The 16,134-nt window shown below is 61.9% G+C and carries 13 protein-coding genes; 6 read left to right on the top strand and 7 right to left on the bottom strand.

The features are described from left to right. Window positions 1–29 precede the first annotated feature (29 nt). Together D8Y22_RS04225 and D8Y22_RS04220 are read right to left on the bottom strand one after the other, a co-directional pair. Window positions 30–1,187 carry an acyl-CoA dehydrogenase family protein gene (locus tag D8Y22_RS04225; RefSeq protein ID WP_141463475.1) on the bottom strand — a complete coding sequence of 386 codons (1,158 nt, stop codon included), beginning with the start codon at window positions 1,185–1,187 and terminating at the stop codon, window positions 30–32. 210 nt (window positions 1,188–1,397) lie between these two features. Then, window positions 1,398–2,543 (bottom strand): acyl-CoA dehydrogenase family protein, encoded by a 1,146-nt coding sequence (locus D8Y22_RS04220; RefSeq protein ID WP_141463474.1) that lies wholly within the window; start codon window positions 2,541–2,543, stop codon window positions 1,398–1,400. A gap of 156 nt (window positions 2,544–2,699) precedes the next feature. On the opposite strand from D8Y22_RS04220, the gene D8Y22_RS04215 reads away from it, so the two are divergent. Then, window positions 2,700–3,896, top strand: a complete 1,197-nt coding sequence (locus D8Y22_RS04215; protein ID WP_141463473.1) for a 3-hydroxyacyl-CoA dehydrogenase — start codon at window positions 2,700–2,702, stop codon at window positions 3,894–3,896. Between the two features lie 422 nt (window positions 3,897–4,318). On the opposite strand, the gene D8Y22_RS04210 is transcribed toward D8Y22_RS04215, so the two are convergent. Further along, window positions 4,319–5,086, bottom strand: a complete 768-nt coding sequence (locus D8Y22_RS04210) for an IclR family transcriptional regulator (protein WP_141463472.1) — start codon at window positions 5,084–5,086, stop codon at window positions 4,319–4,321. A gap of 264 nt (window positions 5,087–5,350) precedes the next feature. Here D8Y22_RS04210 and D8Y22_RS04205 point away from each other — a divergent pair, with 264 nt between their 5' ends. From D8Y22_RS04205 to D8Y22_RS04195, 3 genes are all read left to right on the top strand, one after another. Continuing rightward, window positions 5,351–6,556, top strand: a complete 1,206-nt coding sequence (locus D8Y22_RS04205; protein WP_141463471.1) for an acyl-CoA dehydrogenase family protein — start codon at window positions 5,351–5,353, stop codon at window positions 6,554–6,556. Between the two features lie 81 nt (window positions 6,557–6,637). After that, window positions 6,638–7,240: a MaoC family dehydratase gene (locus tag D8Y22_RS04200; protein ID WP_141463470.1), complete on the top strand. Its 603-nt coding sequence runs from the start codon at window positions 6,638–6,640 to the stop codon at window positions 7,238–7,240. A gap of 1 nt (window position 7,241) precedes the next feature. Continuing rightward, the gene (locus D8Y22_RS04195) at window positions 7,242–8,420 is read left to right on the top strand and encodes a CaiB/BaiF CoA transferase family protein (protein ID WP_141463469.1); all 1,179 of its coding nucleotides are present in this window, start codon (window positions 7,242–7,244) and stop codon (window positions 8,418–8,420) included. A 3-nt stretch (window positions 8,421–8,423) separates the two neighbouring features. On the opposite strand, the gene D8Y22_RS04190 is transcribed toward D8Y22_RS04195, so the two are convergent. The 3 genes from D8Y22_RS04190 to D8Y22_RS04180 form a co-directional block, all read right to left on the bottom strand. Next, window positions 8,424–9,608 (bottom strand): CaiB/BaiF CoA transferase family protein, encoded by a 1,185-nt coding sequence (locus tag D8Y22_RS04190; RefSeq protein WP_141463468.1) that lies wholly within the window; start codon window positions 9,606–9,608, stop codon window positions 8,424–8,426. Between the two features lie 188 nt (window positions 9,609–9,796). Beyond that, window positions 9,797–10,561, bottom strand: a complete 765-nt coding sequence (locus D8Y22_RS04185; RefSeq protein ID WP_141463467.1) for an SDR family NAD(P)-dependent oxidoreductase — start codon at window positions 10,559–10,561, stop codon at window positions 9,797–9,799. Next, a complete protein-coding gene (locus D8Y22_RS04180; RefSeq protein WP_141463466.1) occupies window positions 10,554–12,209 on the bottom strand; it encodes a long-chain-fatty-acid--CoA ligase in 1,656 nt (551 codons plus the stop codon). Before D8Y22_RS04180 ends, D8Y22_RS04185 begins: the two co-directional genes overlap by 8 nt. A 670-nt stretch (window positions 12,210–12,879) precedes the next feature. On the opposite strand from D8Y22_RS04180, the gene D8Y22_RS04175 reads away from it, so the two are divergent. Continuing rightward, window positions 12,880–13,653, top strand: a complete 774-nt coding sequence (locus D8Y22_RS04175) for an IclR family transcriptional regulator (RefSeq protein WP_141463465.1) — start codon at window positions 12,880–12,882, stop codon at window positions 13,651–13,653. A gap of 106 nt (window positions 13,654–13,759) precedes the next feature. Continuing rightward, window positions 13,760–14,569: an SDR family NAD(P)-dependent oxidoreductase gene (locus tag D8Y22_RS04170; RefSeq protein ID WP_141463464.1), complete on the top strand. Its 810-nt coding sequence runs from the start codon at window positions 13,760–13,762 to the stop codon at window positions 14,567–14,569. Window positions 14,570–14,670: 101 nt separating this feature from the next. Here the strand turns inward: D8Y22_RS04170 and D8Y22_RS04165 are convergent, their stop codons facing one another. Continuing rightward, window positions 14,671–16,131 (bottom strand): dihydrolipoamide acetyltransferase family protein, encoded by a 1,461-nt coding sequence (locus D8Y22_RS04165; protein ID WP_141463463.1) that lies wholly within the window; start codon window positions 16,129–16,131, stop codon window positions 14,671–14,673. Window positions 16,132–16,134: the final 3 nt, after the last annotated feature.

Here is a 16,134-nt window from a genome sequence, read left to right as displayed (position 1 = left end):
GCGATCGACCGCCCGCGACTGTTGGAGCCTCACGACAGCAGCGAGTCGGCGATGATCCGTTTCTGTATCTCGCTGGTCCCCTCGAATATCTGGGTCAACCGTGCGTCTCGCCAGTAGCGTTCGACGTCGAACTCCGTCGTGTAGCCGTAGCCGCCGTGGATCTGGATCGCCTCGCTGGTGACTTCCTCGGCGATTTCGCTGGCGAAGAGTTTTGCCATGGCGGCTTCGGCACTGGCCTGTTCACCCTCGTCGACCGTCTCGGCGACCAGTAGCGTGAGCGCTCTGGCGGCTTCGACTTGGGTCGCCATATCCGCCAGTTTGAACCGGATCGCCTGGAACTCCGAAATCGGTTGGTCGAACTGCGCGCGCTCGGTCGCGTACTGGAGTGAATCCTCGAGGCCACCTCGAGCGAGGCCGACCGCTCGAGCGGCGGTGTGGACGCGCCCTTCCTCGAAGAACTCCATGATCTGGTAGAACCCCTGTCCTTCTTCGCCGCCGACGAGTTTGTCTTCGCTGATGCGGACGTCGTCGAAGTTGACTTCCCAGGTTTTCCAGCCGTGATAACCGATTTTATCGACCGGCTGGCCGCTTAGCCCCTCGCGATCGAACGTCCCGGCCGGCTTCTCGACGATGAACCCGGAGATGCCTCGATGGGCGGGTTCCGCGTCGGGGTCGGTGACTGCGTACGTGAGGATGAAGTCCGATCCCTTTGCGAACGTACACCACATCTTCTGGCCGTTGAGGACGTACTCGTCGCCGTCTTTCTCGGCTCGAGTACGCATGTTCGAGACATCACTGCCGGCGTCGGGCTCGCTGATCGCGATGCTTTTGAGCATCTCGCCGCTTGCCATCTTCGGGAGGTACTCCGCCTTTTGTGCCTCGGTCGCCCCGGCGAGACTCTGGCCGCGGGCGATGATACTCCCCACGCTCAGCCATCCTCGTGACAACTCCTCGGCGATGATCGCGTACGCCTTCAGATCGAGCCCGATACCGCCGTACTCCTCGTCGATGAGAATCCCGAAAAATCCCATCTCTCCGAGTTGATCGATCAGGTCCGCGGACATCTCGCGTTGCTCGGGATCGCGTTCACTCGCTTCCGGCAGTACCTCGTTCGTGACGAACTTCCGGGTCTCCTCGCGCAGCAGTTTGTGCTCCTCCGAGAGAACCGCATCCGAGAGCTGATTCATATAGCTCACAGATAGCCGTGGCGTTTCTTAAAGCTTTGTAGTCGTCTCCCACGACAGCCGCTGCCACGACGATACCTGCCGGTAGTGACGGACGCTCGTCCGATCGGCGACCGGTCGAGACGGACTCGTAGACGTCGTTACCGGTGCAACCGCAGTACAGTCGCGGTTGCATCGGGGCATCGTTAGAACGGATCGTAGAGGGGGCCGACGTTACGTCGACCACATCGCGGGCAGCCCATCGTCTTTCAGGACGCTTGCGATCTGGTTGCGCTGAATCTCGTCCGTCCCGGCGGCCAGTCGGCGACCGCGAGCCAGTCGATAGAGATACTCGAGCGGGTGGCCCTGCTGGTAGCCGTTCGCGCCGTGAATCTGGAGCGCTTCGCTGACGACTTCTTCGACCATCTGCGAGGAGTATAGCTTCGCGAACGACGAGCCCACCCGCGAGGGGAAGCCGTCCGCGTCGTGGGCCTCCATGGCGGCCCGGTAGGTCAGCGTCCGGGAGGCCTCGAGCTCGGTCGCCGCGTCCGCGAGTTTCCACTCGATACCCTGTAGCTCGCCGATCGGCTGGCCGAACTGCTCGCGCTGGCTCGAGTACTCGAGTGCCTTCTCGAGTCCGCACCGAGCGAGAGCGTTCGCAAGCGTCGCGCTGCCGAGTCGCTCCCAGTTGAGCGCCTTTAATTGATTCTTGAAGCCATCGGAGCCGCGGGTCAGGACGTTTTCCGGCGGGATCTCGACATCGTTCAGTCGAAACTGCGTCTGCGTGTAGCCGGCCATGTTGGTGTAGTGTTGATCGATCTCGACGCCGTCGGCGTCCAGATCGACGATAACCGAACCGAGTCCCTCGGGGAATTTCACCCAGACGACGGCGGCGTCCGAGTGGCGGATGGTGCTGACCCAGATCTTCTCGCCGTTACAGACGAGCGTGCCATCGTCTGTCTCCTCGACGCGCGTCTTCATCGAGCCGACGTCGGAGCCGGCCTCGGGTTCCGAGATGGCGACGGCGATCGCGCTCTCGCCGGCGGTCACCGGCGGGAGATACTGTTCTTTGGCTTCTTCGGTTCCGAAGAGGTCGATCGCACGCGGCGCGACCATCTGCTGGGTGTAGAGATATTCGGCCGTATCCGGACAGACGCGGCCGACGATCTCGATGCTCAACATCGCCTCGAGTTCGGTCATCCCGCCGCCGCCGTAGGCCTCGTCGATGTTGAGCCCGAGAAAGCCCTGTTCGCCGAGCAGTTCGATGTTCTCTTTCGGTAGTTCGCCGTTCCAGCTAAAGGCGTTGTCCGCGAACTCCCGTTCGGCGATCTCCTCGAGTGACGATACGACGAGCTCTTGCTCCGGAGAGAGGGAGAGCATGTGATCGTCTACCGAGCAGGTGTAGTTAAACGTTCGGCTTCGAGAACCGAACGTCACTCCCGAGGGCGGTCCCCGTGACATCGATACCGGCAGTACGAGGGTGGTGTGTCCCAACAAATCCCATTATTTTTTATAACTGGCCGAGAATCGCCAACCATGGTCGTAACCATCGACGAAATCGAGACCATCGCGGTGATCGGCTCCGGGCAGATGGGTCGTGGCATCGGCGCAGTCGCTGCACTGGCTGGCTACGAGACGTACATCAACGACATCGACGAGTCTCAACTCGAGGAGGCCAAAGAACAGATCGAGTGGTCCTACCAGAAGACCGCCGATAGCGGCGCTGCGAGCGAGGACGAGGTCGAGGCGGCCCTCGATCGGTTGACGTTTACGACCGATCAGGAGGAAGCCGTCTCGGGCGCCGACTTCGTCACCGAAGCGGCGGTCGAACAGCAGTCGGTCAAAGAGGATATCTTCCAGGACTTAGACGAGATCGCACCGGCGGAGGCGCTGCTGGCGACGAACACCTCGGGACTGAACATCACGCAACTGGCCGAAGTCACGGACCGACCCGACCAGGTTATCGGGACCCACTGGTTCAACCCGCCGATGTTGATGGATCTCGTCGAGGTCATCATGACCGAGCACACGCCTGACGAGGTCGCGACGACCGGCGAGGAACTCATCGAATCCTTCGACAAGACGCCGATTCGCTGTCGGATCGACATTCCGTCGTTCATCGTCAACCGCTTGATGCGCCCCTACGGCGAGGGTGCAGCGTGGCTGGCCTATCGCGGCGAACACTCCTTCGAGGAGATCGATTCTGCGATGAAGTACCAGGAAGGATTCCCGATGGGCCCGCTCGAGCTCGCGGACTTTACCGGCGGCATCCAGATTCGCGTCGAGGGAGAACAAGACCACCTGACGGACCCGCGGCCGATGTCCTACGACACCGAGGTCTGTCCGCTCCTGCACGAACTCTACGAGCAAGGTCGGTACGGACGCAAAGCCGACGCCGGCTACTACGATTACAGCGACCAGGACGAGCCGTCGATTTCCGTCGACGCCGGACTGGGCTTCGATCCGCTACTCATCTGGGCACCCATCGTCAACGAGGCGGCGAAGATGGTCGAAAACGATGTCGCGAGCGTCGAGGACATTGACACCGGTGCCGAACTCGGCGGCAACTGGCCGATGGGCCCCCTCGAAAAGTGTGACGAAGTCGGTGCGGACGTCATCCTCCAGAAACTGACCGAGGTGGCCAGTCGCCACGAGGAGACGAACAAGCTCGCCGAGACGCTGCCGTGTGACCTGCTGGTCGAGAAGGCCAAAAACGACGAGACGTTCTACTAACCGCAGGGCTGCTCGAAACTGCGATTTTTTGTTTCGGTCCGATCGGATGGATAGCGTACAGCCAGTCCGTATCGTCGGTATCGCCATCGCCGCGATCAGATCCGTTCGAATATGAAGAACCGAAAACGTACCGGGTTCTATCGTCCGCTACCCATTTATCCTCCGGACTCGGTCGGATTGTGGCCACAATAGTGAGTTCGACGATGTCGAACGATAAAAGGAGTAATAACGATTGAACGGTGTGTTTGTTGCCGAATATTACGCCCATACTATTGTAATTTCCTGTACTATCGACCGGTTTTGCCTCGGTCCGGTCTCCCGATGTCCCTGCCGACGGAGACGCGAATAGCGATTGGACGCCACCGTCGGTGCAATCACGACCGTCCCGCAGGTGCACCGGGAGACCGGTACAGCAATCCGTCTCAGGAGTACTGAATGTTCAACTCGAGCTCGTTTGCCGTCCCGAGCATGAGATTCGGGAGCGTCTCCTCGAACAGGGTGCCCTGAAAGCGGTGTGTCGGACCGGAAACGCTCAAGGCCCCGAACGGGGTACCGTCCCCGTGTTCGACGGGAACGCCGATGGCACGAAGACCGATCGTGTTTTCCTGCTGATTGATGCTGTAGCCGCGGTCGCGGATCCCCTCGAGCTCCGAGCGAAGCGTCGACTCGTCGGTGATCGTGTGTTCGGTCAGCGCCGGCAATCCACGGTGGTCGATAATTTCGGTGATACGTTCGTCGGAGAGAGTCGCCAGAAGGGCCTTCCCCGCAGCCGTCGCGTGAATCGGGATCCGCTTGCCGATCTCGGAATCGGTGTGTACTGCCCGTTGGCCGGTGTCTCTAAAGACGTAGACACCGCGACCGTACTCTTCGACGATAAACTGCGACCGTTCTTCGGTTTCCGCAGCGAGGTCGGTGACTTTCTCCTTTGCGAGTTCGTAGGCCTCCTGCCTCGTTCGCGTTTGCTCGCCGATCTGGAGGAATCGAAGTCCCGGCCGATAGACGCCGTCGTCGACGACGACGTACTCGAGCTCCTCGAGCGTCGTCAGATGCCGGTGGGCCGTACTCTTTGCCAGTCCGAGCTCCGATGCGACCTCGGAGATACGACCGCCATCGAGTGCCACCAGGGTCTCGATGATGTCGAATGCGGTTTCCATCGTTTTCACCCGTCCCCGTTCGTGCTCTGATGCCATGCCAAATCGTCTCGCTCGAACGGTGTTAAGCGTTCTGCATCGTCGAACTCCTGGAACGCCACTGTCCTCGGCGTTATCGCCCTCCTAAAAGGTATACTGGTGTTTCACCCGTTAGGTACGATGGAAACGACGAGCGCCCGAGTGAGGAAAAACGTTCTGCATGTTCGAACCACTATTGGTCTCTCTTACCATGGTGGTGGGCGAAGTCGTGGCTGCCTGTCAGCCTCCACATGATTTATGTAGTCGTCCGAACGCCGTATACGTATGGTTCACTCCTGGCGGGATACCATCCCGGTATCGGACGAACAGGCGCTCGTTCGCGACAGCATACGCGATATTTGTTCGGAGTTCGACGCAGCGTACTGGCGTGAACATGACGAAGCGGAGTCCTACCCACAGGAATTCGTCGACCTGCTGGGCGAGCACGGCTGGCTCGGTATTCTCATCCCGGAAGAGTACGGCGGTGCCGGGATGGGAACGCCGGAGGTCGCCGTGATGATGGAAGAGATCGCGGCCAACGGCGGCGGCTTCAGCGCCGCCCAGGCGATCCACGGTGGCATCTATAACAGCACGCCGCTCGTGAAGTACGCCGACGAGGACCTCAAGGCGGAACTCCTGCCGAAGGTCGCCCGCGGCGACGTCGCCATTCAGTCGATGGGACTGACCGAGCCAAACGCCGGCTCCGACTCCACGTCGATCGAGACACGGGCCGAAAAAGACGGCGACGAGTACGTCGTCAACGGCCAGAAGATTTGGATTTCCCGGGTCGACGCGACGGACTACCTGCTGTTGCTCGCGCGGACGACGCCCCGAGACGAGGTCGAGAAGCGAACGCAGGGCATCTCGATGTTCCTGGTCGACATCGAGGACGCCTACGCACAGGACGCCCTCGAGATCGAACAGATTCCAAAGACCGTCAGCGGGTTCGTCCACTCCTACGAGATGTGGTTTACCGACCTGCGCGTGCCGGCAGACCGACTCATCGGCGAGGAGGGAAACGGCTTCTACCAGATTCTCGACGGTCTCAACGAGGAACGGCTCGCGATCGCCGCCGAGTGTGTCGGCCTCGGCGAGGTCGCCCTCGAGTGTGGCATCGAGTACGCGAACGAACGCGAGGTCTTCGGCAACGCAATCGGCTCGAATCAGGCGATCCAACATCCGCTCGCGGACGCTTACACCGAGGTGCTGGCAGCAAAGCAGTTGCTGTACGGGGCAGCCGACACCATCGACCAGTTGAGTCAGAAAGAGACCGGTGCGATGGCAAACGCTGCGAAGTACCGCGCGGCGGAGGCCGCTTTCGACGCGGCAGATGCCGCCGTCCAGACCCACGGCGGGTTCGGCGTCGCCCGCGAGTACGACGTCGAGCGATACTTCCGGGAAGCGCGACTTACCCGAATCGTCCCGATCACCCAACAGCTCGTGTTGAACTACATCAGCGAGAACGTCCTCGGGATGCCGCGCTCGTACTGAGAGACACGCTCGAGGAATGCGGCGAACGACGGACGATCCCGAACGCGTTCGATAATCCACGATCGATTCACATCCATATCCATGACCGACGACGACACGACCGACGAGAGCACGACCGACAAGCCGAATACGACCGACGAATCGAACGTCGTCTCCGGCTGGCAGGGCCGCTACTACGAGGACTTCACGGTCGGCGATGTCTACAAACACCCTTTCGGCCGGACGATCACCGAGACCGACGACGTCTGGCTGACGAACATCACGATGAACCTCAACCCGATGCACTTCAACGAGGCCTACGCCGCCGAAACGGAGTTCGGCGAGCGACTCGTCAACGGCCTCGTCGTCATCGCCACGGCGGTCGGGATGAGCGTCATCGACATTTCGATGAACGCCACGGCCAACCTCGGCTACGACGACGTACGCCACCACGCGCCCGTCTTCCACGGCGACACGCTCTTCGTCGAGAGCGAAGTCGTTTCGAAGCGCGAGCTCGAGTCCCGCGACCACGTCGGCATCGTGACGACGAAACTTCGCGCGTACAATCAGGACGACGAACTCGTCCTCAGCCTCGAGCGGACGCCGATGGTCCAGAAGCGCTCGCACGCCCAGCCAAGCGCCGCCCAGCCGCCGGGCTGGCCGACCGGCATCGGTACCCAGCCCTCGAGCGAGGGGGAGGAGTGAGATGCTCGCGCTCGAGGATATCACCGTCGTGAGTCTCGAAAGCGGCGTCAGCGCGCCGCTGTGTACGCGGCTGCTCGGGGATTTCGGGGCCGAAGTTATCAAGGTCGAACGGCCCGGCGTCGGCGACGTCAATCGCCATTGGGATTCGGTCGTCCACGGCGACTCCTCGGCCCACGCCTGGGTCGACCGGAACAAATCGAGCATCGAACTCGATCTGAAGGCCGAGGCGGGGACCGAGATCTTCTACGAACTCGCGGCCGAGGCCGACGTCGTCGTCCAGAACTACTCGCCGGGCGTCGTCGAACGGCTGGACGTCGGCTACGACGCCATCTCGGCGATCAACGAGGACGTCATCTACCTGAATATCTCCGGTTACGGCCGCACCGGCCCCTACAGCGACCGAAAGGCCTACGATCTGGTGATGCAGGGCGAAACCGGCTCGATCCTGATGAACGGCTCACCGGACGCGCCGGCGAAGATTCCGCTCTCGATCTGTGACATCAACGCCGCGACTTACGGGACGATGGCGACGTTGCTCTCGTTGTTCCACCGCGAGCGAACCGGCGACGGCGAGGCGATCGACGTCACCATGTTCGGCGGGATGGTCTCGTGGCTGGGCTACTTTCCCCACAAGTACTGGCACAACGACGAAACCCCCGCCCGCGTCGGTATGCGCCATCATCTCCTGACGCCGTACGGCCCCCACGAGACGGCCGACGATCAGTACGTCAACTTCGCTATCCTCAGCGACGCCCACTGGGAAGCGCTCTGTACCGATGTCATCGACCGTCCCGACCTCCTCGAGGACGATCGATTCGCGACAAACGAGCAACGCGTCGGGCATCGCGAAACGTTCGAAGCGACGATGGAATCGATTATCGCCGAGGAGTCCCGCGATTACTGGGCCCAGCGACTCGCCGACGCCGGCATCCCGTGGGGCGATGTCAACCACCTCGAGGACGTCCTCGAGCACCCCCAGACCGACCACCTGGAACTCATCGACGAACTCGAGACCGAGGATGGACCGGTCCCCTACGTCAGAAACCCCATCGATTTCGACGGTCTCGAGACGACCAGCGAGGCGATGCCCGATCTGGGCGAACACTCCGAGGCGATTCTCGAGGCGCTCGACTACACGGACGAGGAGATCGAGTCGTTGCGCGAAAAAGGCGTTATCTAACCGTTACTCCTCGGGGCCGGCCGCGCCGGCCTCGAGCATGCGTTCGATCTGGTCGTCGTCGTAGCCGAGTTCCGCGAGGACGTCGCGGGTGTGCTCGCCGCGTTCCGGCGGTCGATCGCCGAGATCCGGGCGGCCACTGGTGGTGCTAAACGGCGGGTTGGCCGTCTTGACGGGCGTATCGGTCCAGAGGTTGTGCGATTCGGTGAACATGTTGCGTTCCTGGAGGTGCTCGTCCTCGACGACTTCGTCGACGTGCTTGAGCGGACCGGTCGGGACGCCGGCTTCAGCAAGCCGTTCACAGAGATCCTCGCGCTCGTACTGACTGAACTCGTCCTCCAAGATTTCGCGCAACTCCTCGCGGTTGTCCCAACGCTGGTCGTTGGTCTCGAAGCGCTCGTCCTCGGCGAGGTCCTGTCGGTCGATCGTCTCGCAGAGGCGATCGAAGAATTGATCGTTGACGACGCTCATATAGAACGGTTCGTCGTTCGCGGCGTGGAAGACCTCGTTCGGCGCGAGCCCGGCAAAGCCCTGTCCGGAGCGTTCGGCGACTTCGCCGGTGCCGGTGTAGTGGGCGATCCAGTAACCCATCCAGGCGGTCGCGACCTCGAAGAGATTGACATCGATGTACTCGCCCTCTCCCGTGAGTTCGCGCTGATGAAGCGCGGACGAGAGCAAGAATGCGGCGGTCGTACCGGTCCCCCAGTCGATGACGCTCGCACCGATCCGAACCGGCGGACGGTCCTTGTAACCGATCGTCGACATCAGGCCGCTCATTGCCTGGAGAACGGGATCGTAGGCCGGCCACTCTTCGTACGGCCCTTCCTGTCCGAAGCCGGTCAGTGAGAGGTAGACGACATCGTCGTTCGTTTCGGCGACTGATTCGTAGTCCAGTCCGAACTTCTCGACGACGCCCGGTCGGAAGCTCTCGACGATGACGTCGGCCTCCTCGGCGAGTTCTCTGGCGGCCTGTTGGCCCTCCTCGCTTTTCATGTCGAGACAGACGCTTCGTTTGCCTGCGAGGTTGACCGAGGCGAACATCGCGCCGTCGAGCAACCCCCGGAATGCGTCTCCCTGCGGTGGCTCAACTTTGACCACGTTTGCACCCAGCATCGACAGGAACTGCGTCGACACCGGGCCAGCGATCGACTGCGTCAGGTCCAGAACGTCTACATCTTCGAACGGATTCATTGGTACGTGTCAGTGTTGTTGCCGTCCAGACGACGGTTCGTATGCGTCTCCGTGTGTCGCGCCATCGGTACGGACCGAGGATCCCCGTCTCGGATTCGACCGTTCGTCTGTGACATACCGGAGAGTTTGTGCCAAGGGTTATCAATATTCTGCTACGGGTCGGTGTGACCGCGAATTCTGACAATTCGCTATCGGGCGGTCCACCCGCCGTCGGCCGCGAGCACCGATCCGGTCACGTAACTCGCGGCATCGCTCGCGAGAAAGACCACCGGACCGGCGATCTCCTCGGGCTCGGCGAAGCGCTCGAGTGGCGTTCGCTCGAGGATCGACTGGCGAAGGCGTTCGTTGCCCTCGAGGTCTTCGGTCAGGTCGGTCGAGACGTACCCGGGTGCGACGGCGTTGACCCGTACCTCGGGCGCCCAATCGAGCGAGAGGCTCTTGGTCAGCCCGACGAGCCCGTGTTTCGAGGCGACGTAGGGGTGTTGTCGCGGGAGGCCGACCAGTCCGCCGACGCTGGCGACGTTGATCACCGAGCCACCAGTGTCCTCGAGACCGTCCGCAGCCGCGCGGGTTACCTCGTAGGCGCCGCTCAGGTTGACTGCGAGCACCCGCTCGAGGTCGTCGGTCGAGACATCTTCGGGCTGGCCAAGCGCACTGTCGGGGTTGAATCCGGCGTTGTTGACTACGATGTCGACGCTGCCGAAGGTGTCCTCGGTTCGATCGATCGCGTTCGTGACGGCGTCGGGATCGGTTACGTCCGCGGGGACGGCAAGCGCATCGCCGCCCGCGGCGTCGATCTCGTCGGCGACGGCTTCGATCTCGTCCGTCGACCGAGCCGACGGAACCACGGCTGCGCCGGCTGCTGCGAGCTCGGTGGCGATCGCCCGGCCGATGCCGCGACCGCCGCCGGTTACCAGTGCCGTTTTCCCCGTGAGGTCGAACAGTTCACTCATCGTCTGCTACCACGTCGAGACGGCCACGTAACGTTTTCTTATCGAACTTTCCGGTCGCCGTTTTCGGAATCGATTCGACGATCCGAATCTCGTCTGGCAACCACCAGTCGGGCTGGTCGAGTTCGTCCGCCAGGTGGTCCCGAAGTTCGGGTTCGTCGATGGTCGACCCACCTGCGGTCACGACGCAGGCGAGGGGCCGCTCTTGCCACTTCTCGTGTGGAACGCCGACGACAGCCGCCTCGACGACTGCCTCGTGGGCCATCAGCGCGTTCTCGAGCGCGATCGAGGAGATCCACTCACCGCCGCTTTTGATGACATCCTTGGCGCGGTCGACGACCTCGAGGTAGCCGTCCTCGTCGACGGTGACGATGTCGCCCGTCTTGAGCCATTTTTCGGAGGGCGAAAAACCCTCGGACGAGCCGGCCGTCTCGCCGACGGGCCGCGAGACGAAATCCGCCGCCGTGGCGTCGGGCCGATTGTAGTACTCCGAGACGACCGTCGGGCCGCGAACGAGGAGTTCGCCGGCCGACTGGCCGTCCCAGGCGACCGCCTCGCCGTCGTCGTCGACGACGCGCATCTCGAGGCCCGGCGAGAGCAGTCCCTGCTTCTTGCGTTTGGCGGCGGTTCGCTCTCGATCCCAGTCGTCCATCCGTGCTTTCGGACGGGAAACCGAGCCGATGCTCATCGTCTCGGTCATCCCCCAAGCGTGTTCCATCGTGACGTCGAACTCCTCGTCGTACCGACGCATGATATCGGCCGGCGCCGCACTCCCGCCGACGACGATGCGCTCGAGTGAGGAGAGGTCGCCGCCGTGTTCGTCGACGTGCTCCAAGAGATTGATCCAGACGGTCGGCACGCCGGCGGTCATCGTCACGCCTTCGCGCTCGATGAGCTCGAGCAGATCGGCCGCGTCCGGAGAGGGACCGGGATACACCTGCGTCGCGCCGGCCATCGTCGCCGCGTAGGGGAACTCCCAGGAGTTGACGTGGAACATCGGCACGACGGGCATGACGACATCGCGCTCGCTGAGATCGAGCCCAGCGGGCGTCATCACCATCATCGCGTGGGCGTAGATCATCTTCTGGGTGTACTCGACGCCCTTCGGTCGCCCGGTCGTCCCCGACGTGTAGCACATCCCGGCCGGGAGATCCTCCTCGAGCGGCGGCAACTCCCGCATCGGCTCGTGGTCGGCGAGGAGATCCTCGTAAGCGACCGCGTCGATATCGGTCTCGGGCACCGACTCGGCCATGACGACGACGCGCTCTATCGGGAGATCGTCCCAGAGGCGCTCGATCGTCCGGAACGGCTCGCCCGGATCGACGAGGAGGCAGTCGTCGGCAGCATCCTCGACGATGTGGACGATGTCGTCGTCGCCGAGCATTACGTTGATCGTGTGGAGTTGTGCACCTGAGAGTGGTACGCCGAAGTACGCCTCGAAGTGTCGGTGGTGGTTCCAGCCGAACGTGGCGATCCGATCGCCGGGTCCGAGGCCACGGTCGGTGAGCGCAGCGACGAGTGACCGGACGCGTCTCCCAAACGCGTCGTAGGTATATTCGTGTATTCCGTCGTGAGTTCGAGCGACGAGTCGGGTCTCCGGAAAGAGGTTCGTCGGCCGCCAGAAAAACGGCCGGAGCGTGAGATCAGACATCGTTCGATCCCACCGGTCGGTGGCGACGCCGGGCAATCGGTGGGCCGGCGACGGTCGGCTTGCTGTGCACCCAATGCGGTACGTACATAGTCACCAGAACCCACACGGTACGGAAAAATAAAACGTGGTGATCTTCGACTCGACCGGGACGAAGTAATACTAGAAAACGATTGTTCCAAAGAATGATCAATATCCATATATCATCTTCTGTACCCATGGTAACCACACTCACATTCAGATAGTGTATTATTCTGCAGAAAATGTCCATACCCACCATAATAAGGACTAAATATATTAATTTAGCAATATATATTATGGATAAGCCAGGACAGGATATACAACTGATCACACCCAAATAAATAATATTTTATTTGATAATATATAGCATCTGAGTTTTTGTATTCGATGCTGGAATAGCCGCGGATCCGACTTACCGCGGAACGAATGGCGGCTCAGCAGGCAGATGATATTATACAGACGTATGGCTGTAATAGTTGCCATCCGCCCACCACAATCGCTCGAGACGAGTGGCCCGTGCGCCTCTCACCCGTGTGTTAAAGGATTACAAGATGATTTCCGTCTGCGAAAACGTCGCGCCACGACTAGCTTTCGGTCGATTTAGTTTTCGTTATGGGAAAAGTCTAAGTGAGTAGTTCACATACGACGGTGTATGACACCGCCAGACGACACGAAGCCGTCTCCGTTGATTCAGGCGACAGCTAACTCGCTGACGATCATCGGGGCACTCGTTGAGATCGGTGGCAGTGGCGGGGTAACGGAGATCAGCCAGGCGACGGATATTTCGACGAGTAGTGTTCACAAGCACCTTCGAACGCTCCAGGAATACGATTTCGTCGAGAAGGATGGTCAGACGTACTCCTTAGGGTTGCAATTTCTTGACATCGGTGGGTTTGTACGAAGCAAATACCCAGGATCGAGGGAGATAAAACTCCATATGCAAGAACTCGCCCAACGAACGGACAAAAACGCGTTTTTCACTGTGGAGGAAAACGGTCGTGCAGTCGTTCTCTACCGCGAAGTGGGCCGTAACGGCGTCCCGATGCGGTCGCGGGTCGGTACGCGGTTCTACATGAATCAGGCGGCAGGTGGGCTCGCGATTCTCGCTGAGTACTCGACCGACCGTATCGACGAGATCATCGATCGCCACGGCCTCCCGCCGGCAACCCCGGAGACGATCACCGACCGAGACCAACTCCTGACCGAACTCGAGCGCACTCGCGAGCGGGGATACGCAATGACCGTTGGTGAGACGACCGAAGGCGTGCAGTCGATCGCCGTCCCAGTTACCCAGCCTGAAAACAAGATTATCGGCGCGTGTGCAGTTTCCGGGCCGATTCACCGCATGGGCGATCCGGACGAGGATCTCCTACAGTTGCTCCGCAGCATGACGAACGAACTCGAGTTGAGCATTACCTATTCCTAGAGACTCCTGCTGTACGTCGTCACAGGCGCGACCGCGATCCGTCGTTCCGACCAAATGTCATCGTAGTGTAAAAAGAATAAACACGGAACGCAGCGTCTGGGCGAGTATGACTGACACAGATGCTACGGGAACCGCACTCGTCACCGGTGGCGCTCGAGGACTTGGCCGAGAGTACGCACTGCGACTGGCCGAACGAGGGTTGAACGTCGCCGTGGCCGATATCGACCTGCAGGCCTACGAGGAGTACGAACGAGAGCAGGCCCAGGTCGACGAGGAAGGCGTCGTCGCGGAACTGCGCGACCACGGCGTCGACGCGATCGGTATCGAAGCCGACGTTACGGATCCGGACGCGGTCCAGGCGATGGCCGACGCGGTCGCCGACGAGTTCGGCCGGATCGACATCGTCGTCGCCAACGCCGGTGGCGGTGTCGGCCCGAACGACGACACTCTCGCGAGCGAACTCGACCTCGAGCACTTGCACGCGACGATCGAGCGCAACCTCTATGGCACGATCTACACCTGCCTCGCGGTCGCGCCGTACATGAAAGAGCAGGAGTACGGCCGGATCGTGACTGTCGCCTCGGGCGCGGGACGACAGGCGCGTCGAGACGGTTCCTACGCCCACTACGGCGCCGCCAAGGCGGGGATCATCATGTACACGAAGTACCTCGCACAGGACGTCGGCGAGTACGGTATCACCGCCAACGTCATCGCGCCGGGTTACATCGGGACGGGACGGCTGATGGAGGCCTTCGAAAAGCGCGGCATCGAAGACGTCGAGAGCGATACCGCACTCGAGCGGATCGGCACGCCCGAAGACTGCGCCGATGTCGTCGAGTTTCTCACGAGCGACGCGGCCGATTACGTGACCGGTGCCGTCCTCCCGATCGACGGCGGACAGGTCCGCGGGCTCTGAGCGACCGAGTGCGGTCTCGCCGGGAATACCCCGAGACGACCATCGAGAAGACGCGAAAACGAACGTCGGAAACGAACGGCTGGGCGCGAAACGACGCGTCGTTAGGAAAGCAGCGACTGTGGGTCCTCGAGGCGGCGTTTTACTGCCTGCAGGAACTGGACCGCCGTCGCGCCCTCGACGACGCGATGGTCGTAGGTGAGACAGAGGTGCATCATCTCCCGCGGAACGACCTCGCCGTCGACGACGCCGGGTTCCTCGTTTACCGTACAGACCCCGAGGATCCCCGTCTGAGGCGGATTGATCTGGGGCGTGTTGATGTAGGCGCCGAACGTCCCGGCGTTCGAAACGGTGAAGGTGCCGTTTTGCTGTTGTTCCATCTCGAGATCACGTTCTCGAGCCTGTCTCGCGAGGTCGGAGACGGTGTCGCCGAGCTCGGTTACGGATTGTGTGTCGGCGTCGTAGATCGTCGGGACGAGCAGTCCGTGGTCCGTATCGACCGCGAGCCCGAGATTGATGTCCTCGAACTGCCGGACGAACGCGTCCGTCCCGTCGTCGTCGACGATTTCGGCGTTGAGCATCGGGTACGCCGGCAGCTCCTGGGCGACCGCCCGAAGGACGAACGCGGTTAGCGACGGCGAAACGTCGTGATACGCCTCCCAGGAGGATCCCAACGAGTCGAGCAGCGACCTGAGTTCGGTGACGTCGACCTTGGCAACGGTCGTCGTCGAGCCGTACTCCGAGGAGACCGTCTGCATCCGATCGAACATCACCTGGCGCCCGCCGGTGATCGACACCGTCTCCCGGACGCTCGGCGACGGGTCGGCCGCCGCAGTCGCCTCGTCGTCGATTCGTTCGTCGGTCGCCGGGATCGACGCCGGCTGCTGGTCGGCGTACTGCTCGACGTCGGCCATCCGAACGCGGGTCGTTCCCCGGTCCTCGCCGACGGCCTCGAGGTCGACACCGCGTTCGTCCGCGATCCGTCGCGCCGCAGGCGATCCACGGATCTCCTCGCCGGAATCGGTTTCCTGTGCGGCGACGTACTCATCGACGTGTTCGGGTCGCACTTGCGCGACGCCGACCGCCTGCCCGACTGCGGTCACGTCCACGTCGTGAACCCGAGCGGCCTTCCGCGCGCTTGGCGATGCCCGAATCGTCTCCGGCGCCGGACCGTCGTCTCGCGTCTCGGTGCCGATCTGCTCCCGGTCGACGTCGCCACTCGAGTCGCTCGCAGTCTGTCGGTCAGCAGGACTGGCATCCGCATCCGACGGTTCGGCCGCCCCAGCGTCCGTCTCGGCGGCCGAATCGTCCGGAAGGTCGTCGGCCTCGTCGTCCGTGCCGACGTAGCCGAGCGTCGTCCCGATCGGTACGGTGTCGCCGGCGTCGACGCGCTTTGCCAGCAGGCGGCCGTCCTGGTCGGCCTCGATCTCGTGAGAGGTCTTTTCGCTCTCGATGACGACAACGGGGTCGCCCGCCGTCAGCTCGTCGCCGACATCGCAGTGCCACTCGAGGACCAGTCCTTCCTCCATCGCTTGCCCGAGTTTGGGGAGTGTGAGCTCTTGCATCGC

This window comes from Salinadaptatus halalkaliphilus (genome assembly GCF_006543045.1).
In the GTDB taxonomy this organism is placed as follows: Archaea; Halobacteriota; Halobacteria; order Halobacteriales; family Natrialbaceae; genus Salinadaptatus; species Salinadaptatus halalkaliphilus.
This window is presented reverse-complemented; position numbering and strand designations above follow the sequence as displayed.

Excerpts from the sequence above, each read along its gene's own strand:
- D8Y22_RS04215 (WP_141463473.1), top strand. The coding sequence starts at position 2,700 with ATGGTCGTAACCATCGACGAAATCGAGACCATCGCGGTGATCGGCTCC.
- D8Y22_RS04190 (WP_141463468.1), bottom strand. The coding sequence starts at position 9,608 with ATGAATCCGTTCGAAGATGTAGACGTTCTGGACCTGACGCAGTCGATC.
- D8Y22_RS04200 (WP_141463470.1), top strand. The coding sequence starts at position 6,638 with ATGACCGACGACGACACGACCGACGAGAGCACGACCGACAAGCCGAAT.
- D8Y22_RS04170 (WP_141463464.1), top strand. The coding sequence starts at position 13,760 with ATGACTGACACAGATGCTACGGGAACCGCACTCGTCACCGGTGGCGCT.
- D8Y22_RS04195 (WP_141463469.1), top strand. The coding sequence starts at position 7,242 with ATGCTCGCGCTCGAGGATATCACCGTCGTGAGTCTCGAAAGCGGCGTC.
- D8Y22_RS04205 (WP_141463471.1), top strand. The coding sequence starts at position 5,351 with ATGGTTCACTCCTGGCGGGATACCATCCCGGTATCGGACGAACAGGCG.
- D8Y22_RS04175 (WP_141463465.1), top strand. The coding sequence starts at position 12,880 with ATGACACCGCCAGACGACACGAAGCCGTCTCCGTTGATTCAGGCGACA.
- D8Y22_RS04165 (WP_141463463.1), bottom strand. The coding sequence starts at position 16,131 with ATGCAAGAGCTCACACTCCCCAAACTCGGGCAAGCGATGGAGGAAGGA.
- D8Y22_RS04225 (WP_141463475.1), bottom strand. The coding sequence starts at position 1,187 with ATGAATCAGCTCTCGGATGCGGTTCTCTCGGAGGAGCACAAACTGCTG.
- D8Y22_RS04220 (WP_141463474.1), bottom strand. The coding sequence starts at position 2,543 with ATGCTCTCCCTCTCTCCGGAGCAAGAGCTCGTCGTATCGTCACTCGAG.
- D8Y22_RS04180 (WP_141463466.1), bottom strand. The coding sequence starts at position 12,209 with ATGTCTGATCTCACGCTCCGGCCGTTTTTCTGGCGGCCGACGAACCTC.
- D8Y22_RS04210 (WP_141463472.1), bottom strand. The coding sequence starts at position 5,086 with ATGGCATCAGAGCACGAACGGGGACGGGTGAAAACGATGGAAACCGCA.
- D8Y22_RS04185 (WP_141463467.1), bottom strand. The coding sequence starts at position 10,561 with ATGAGTGAACTGTTCGACCTCACGGGGAAAACGGCACTGGTAACCGGC.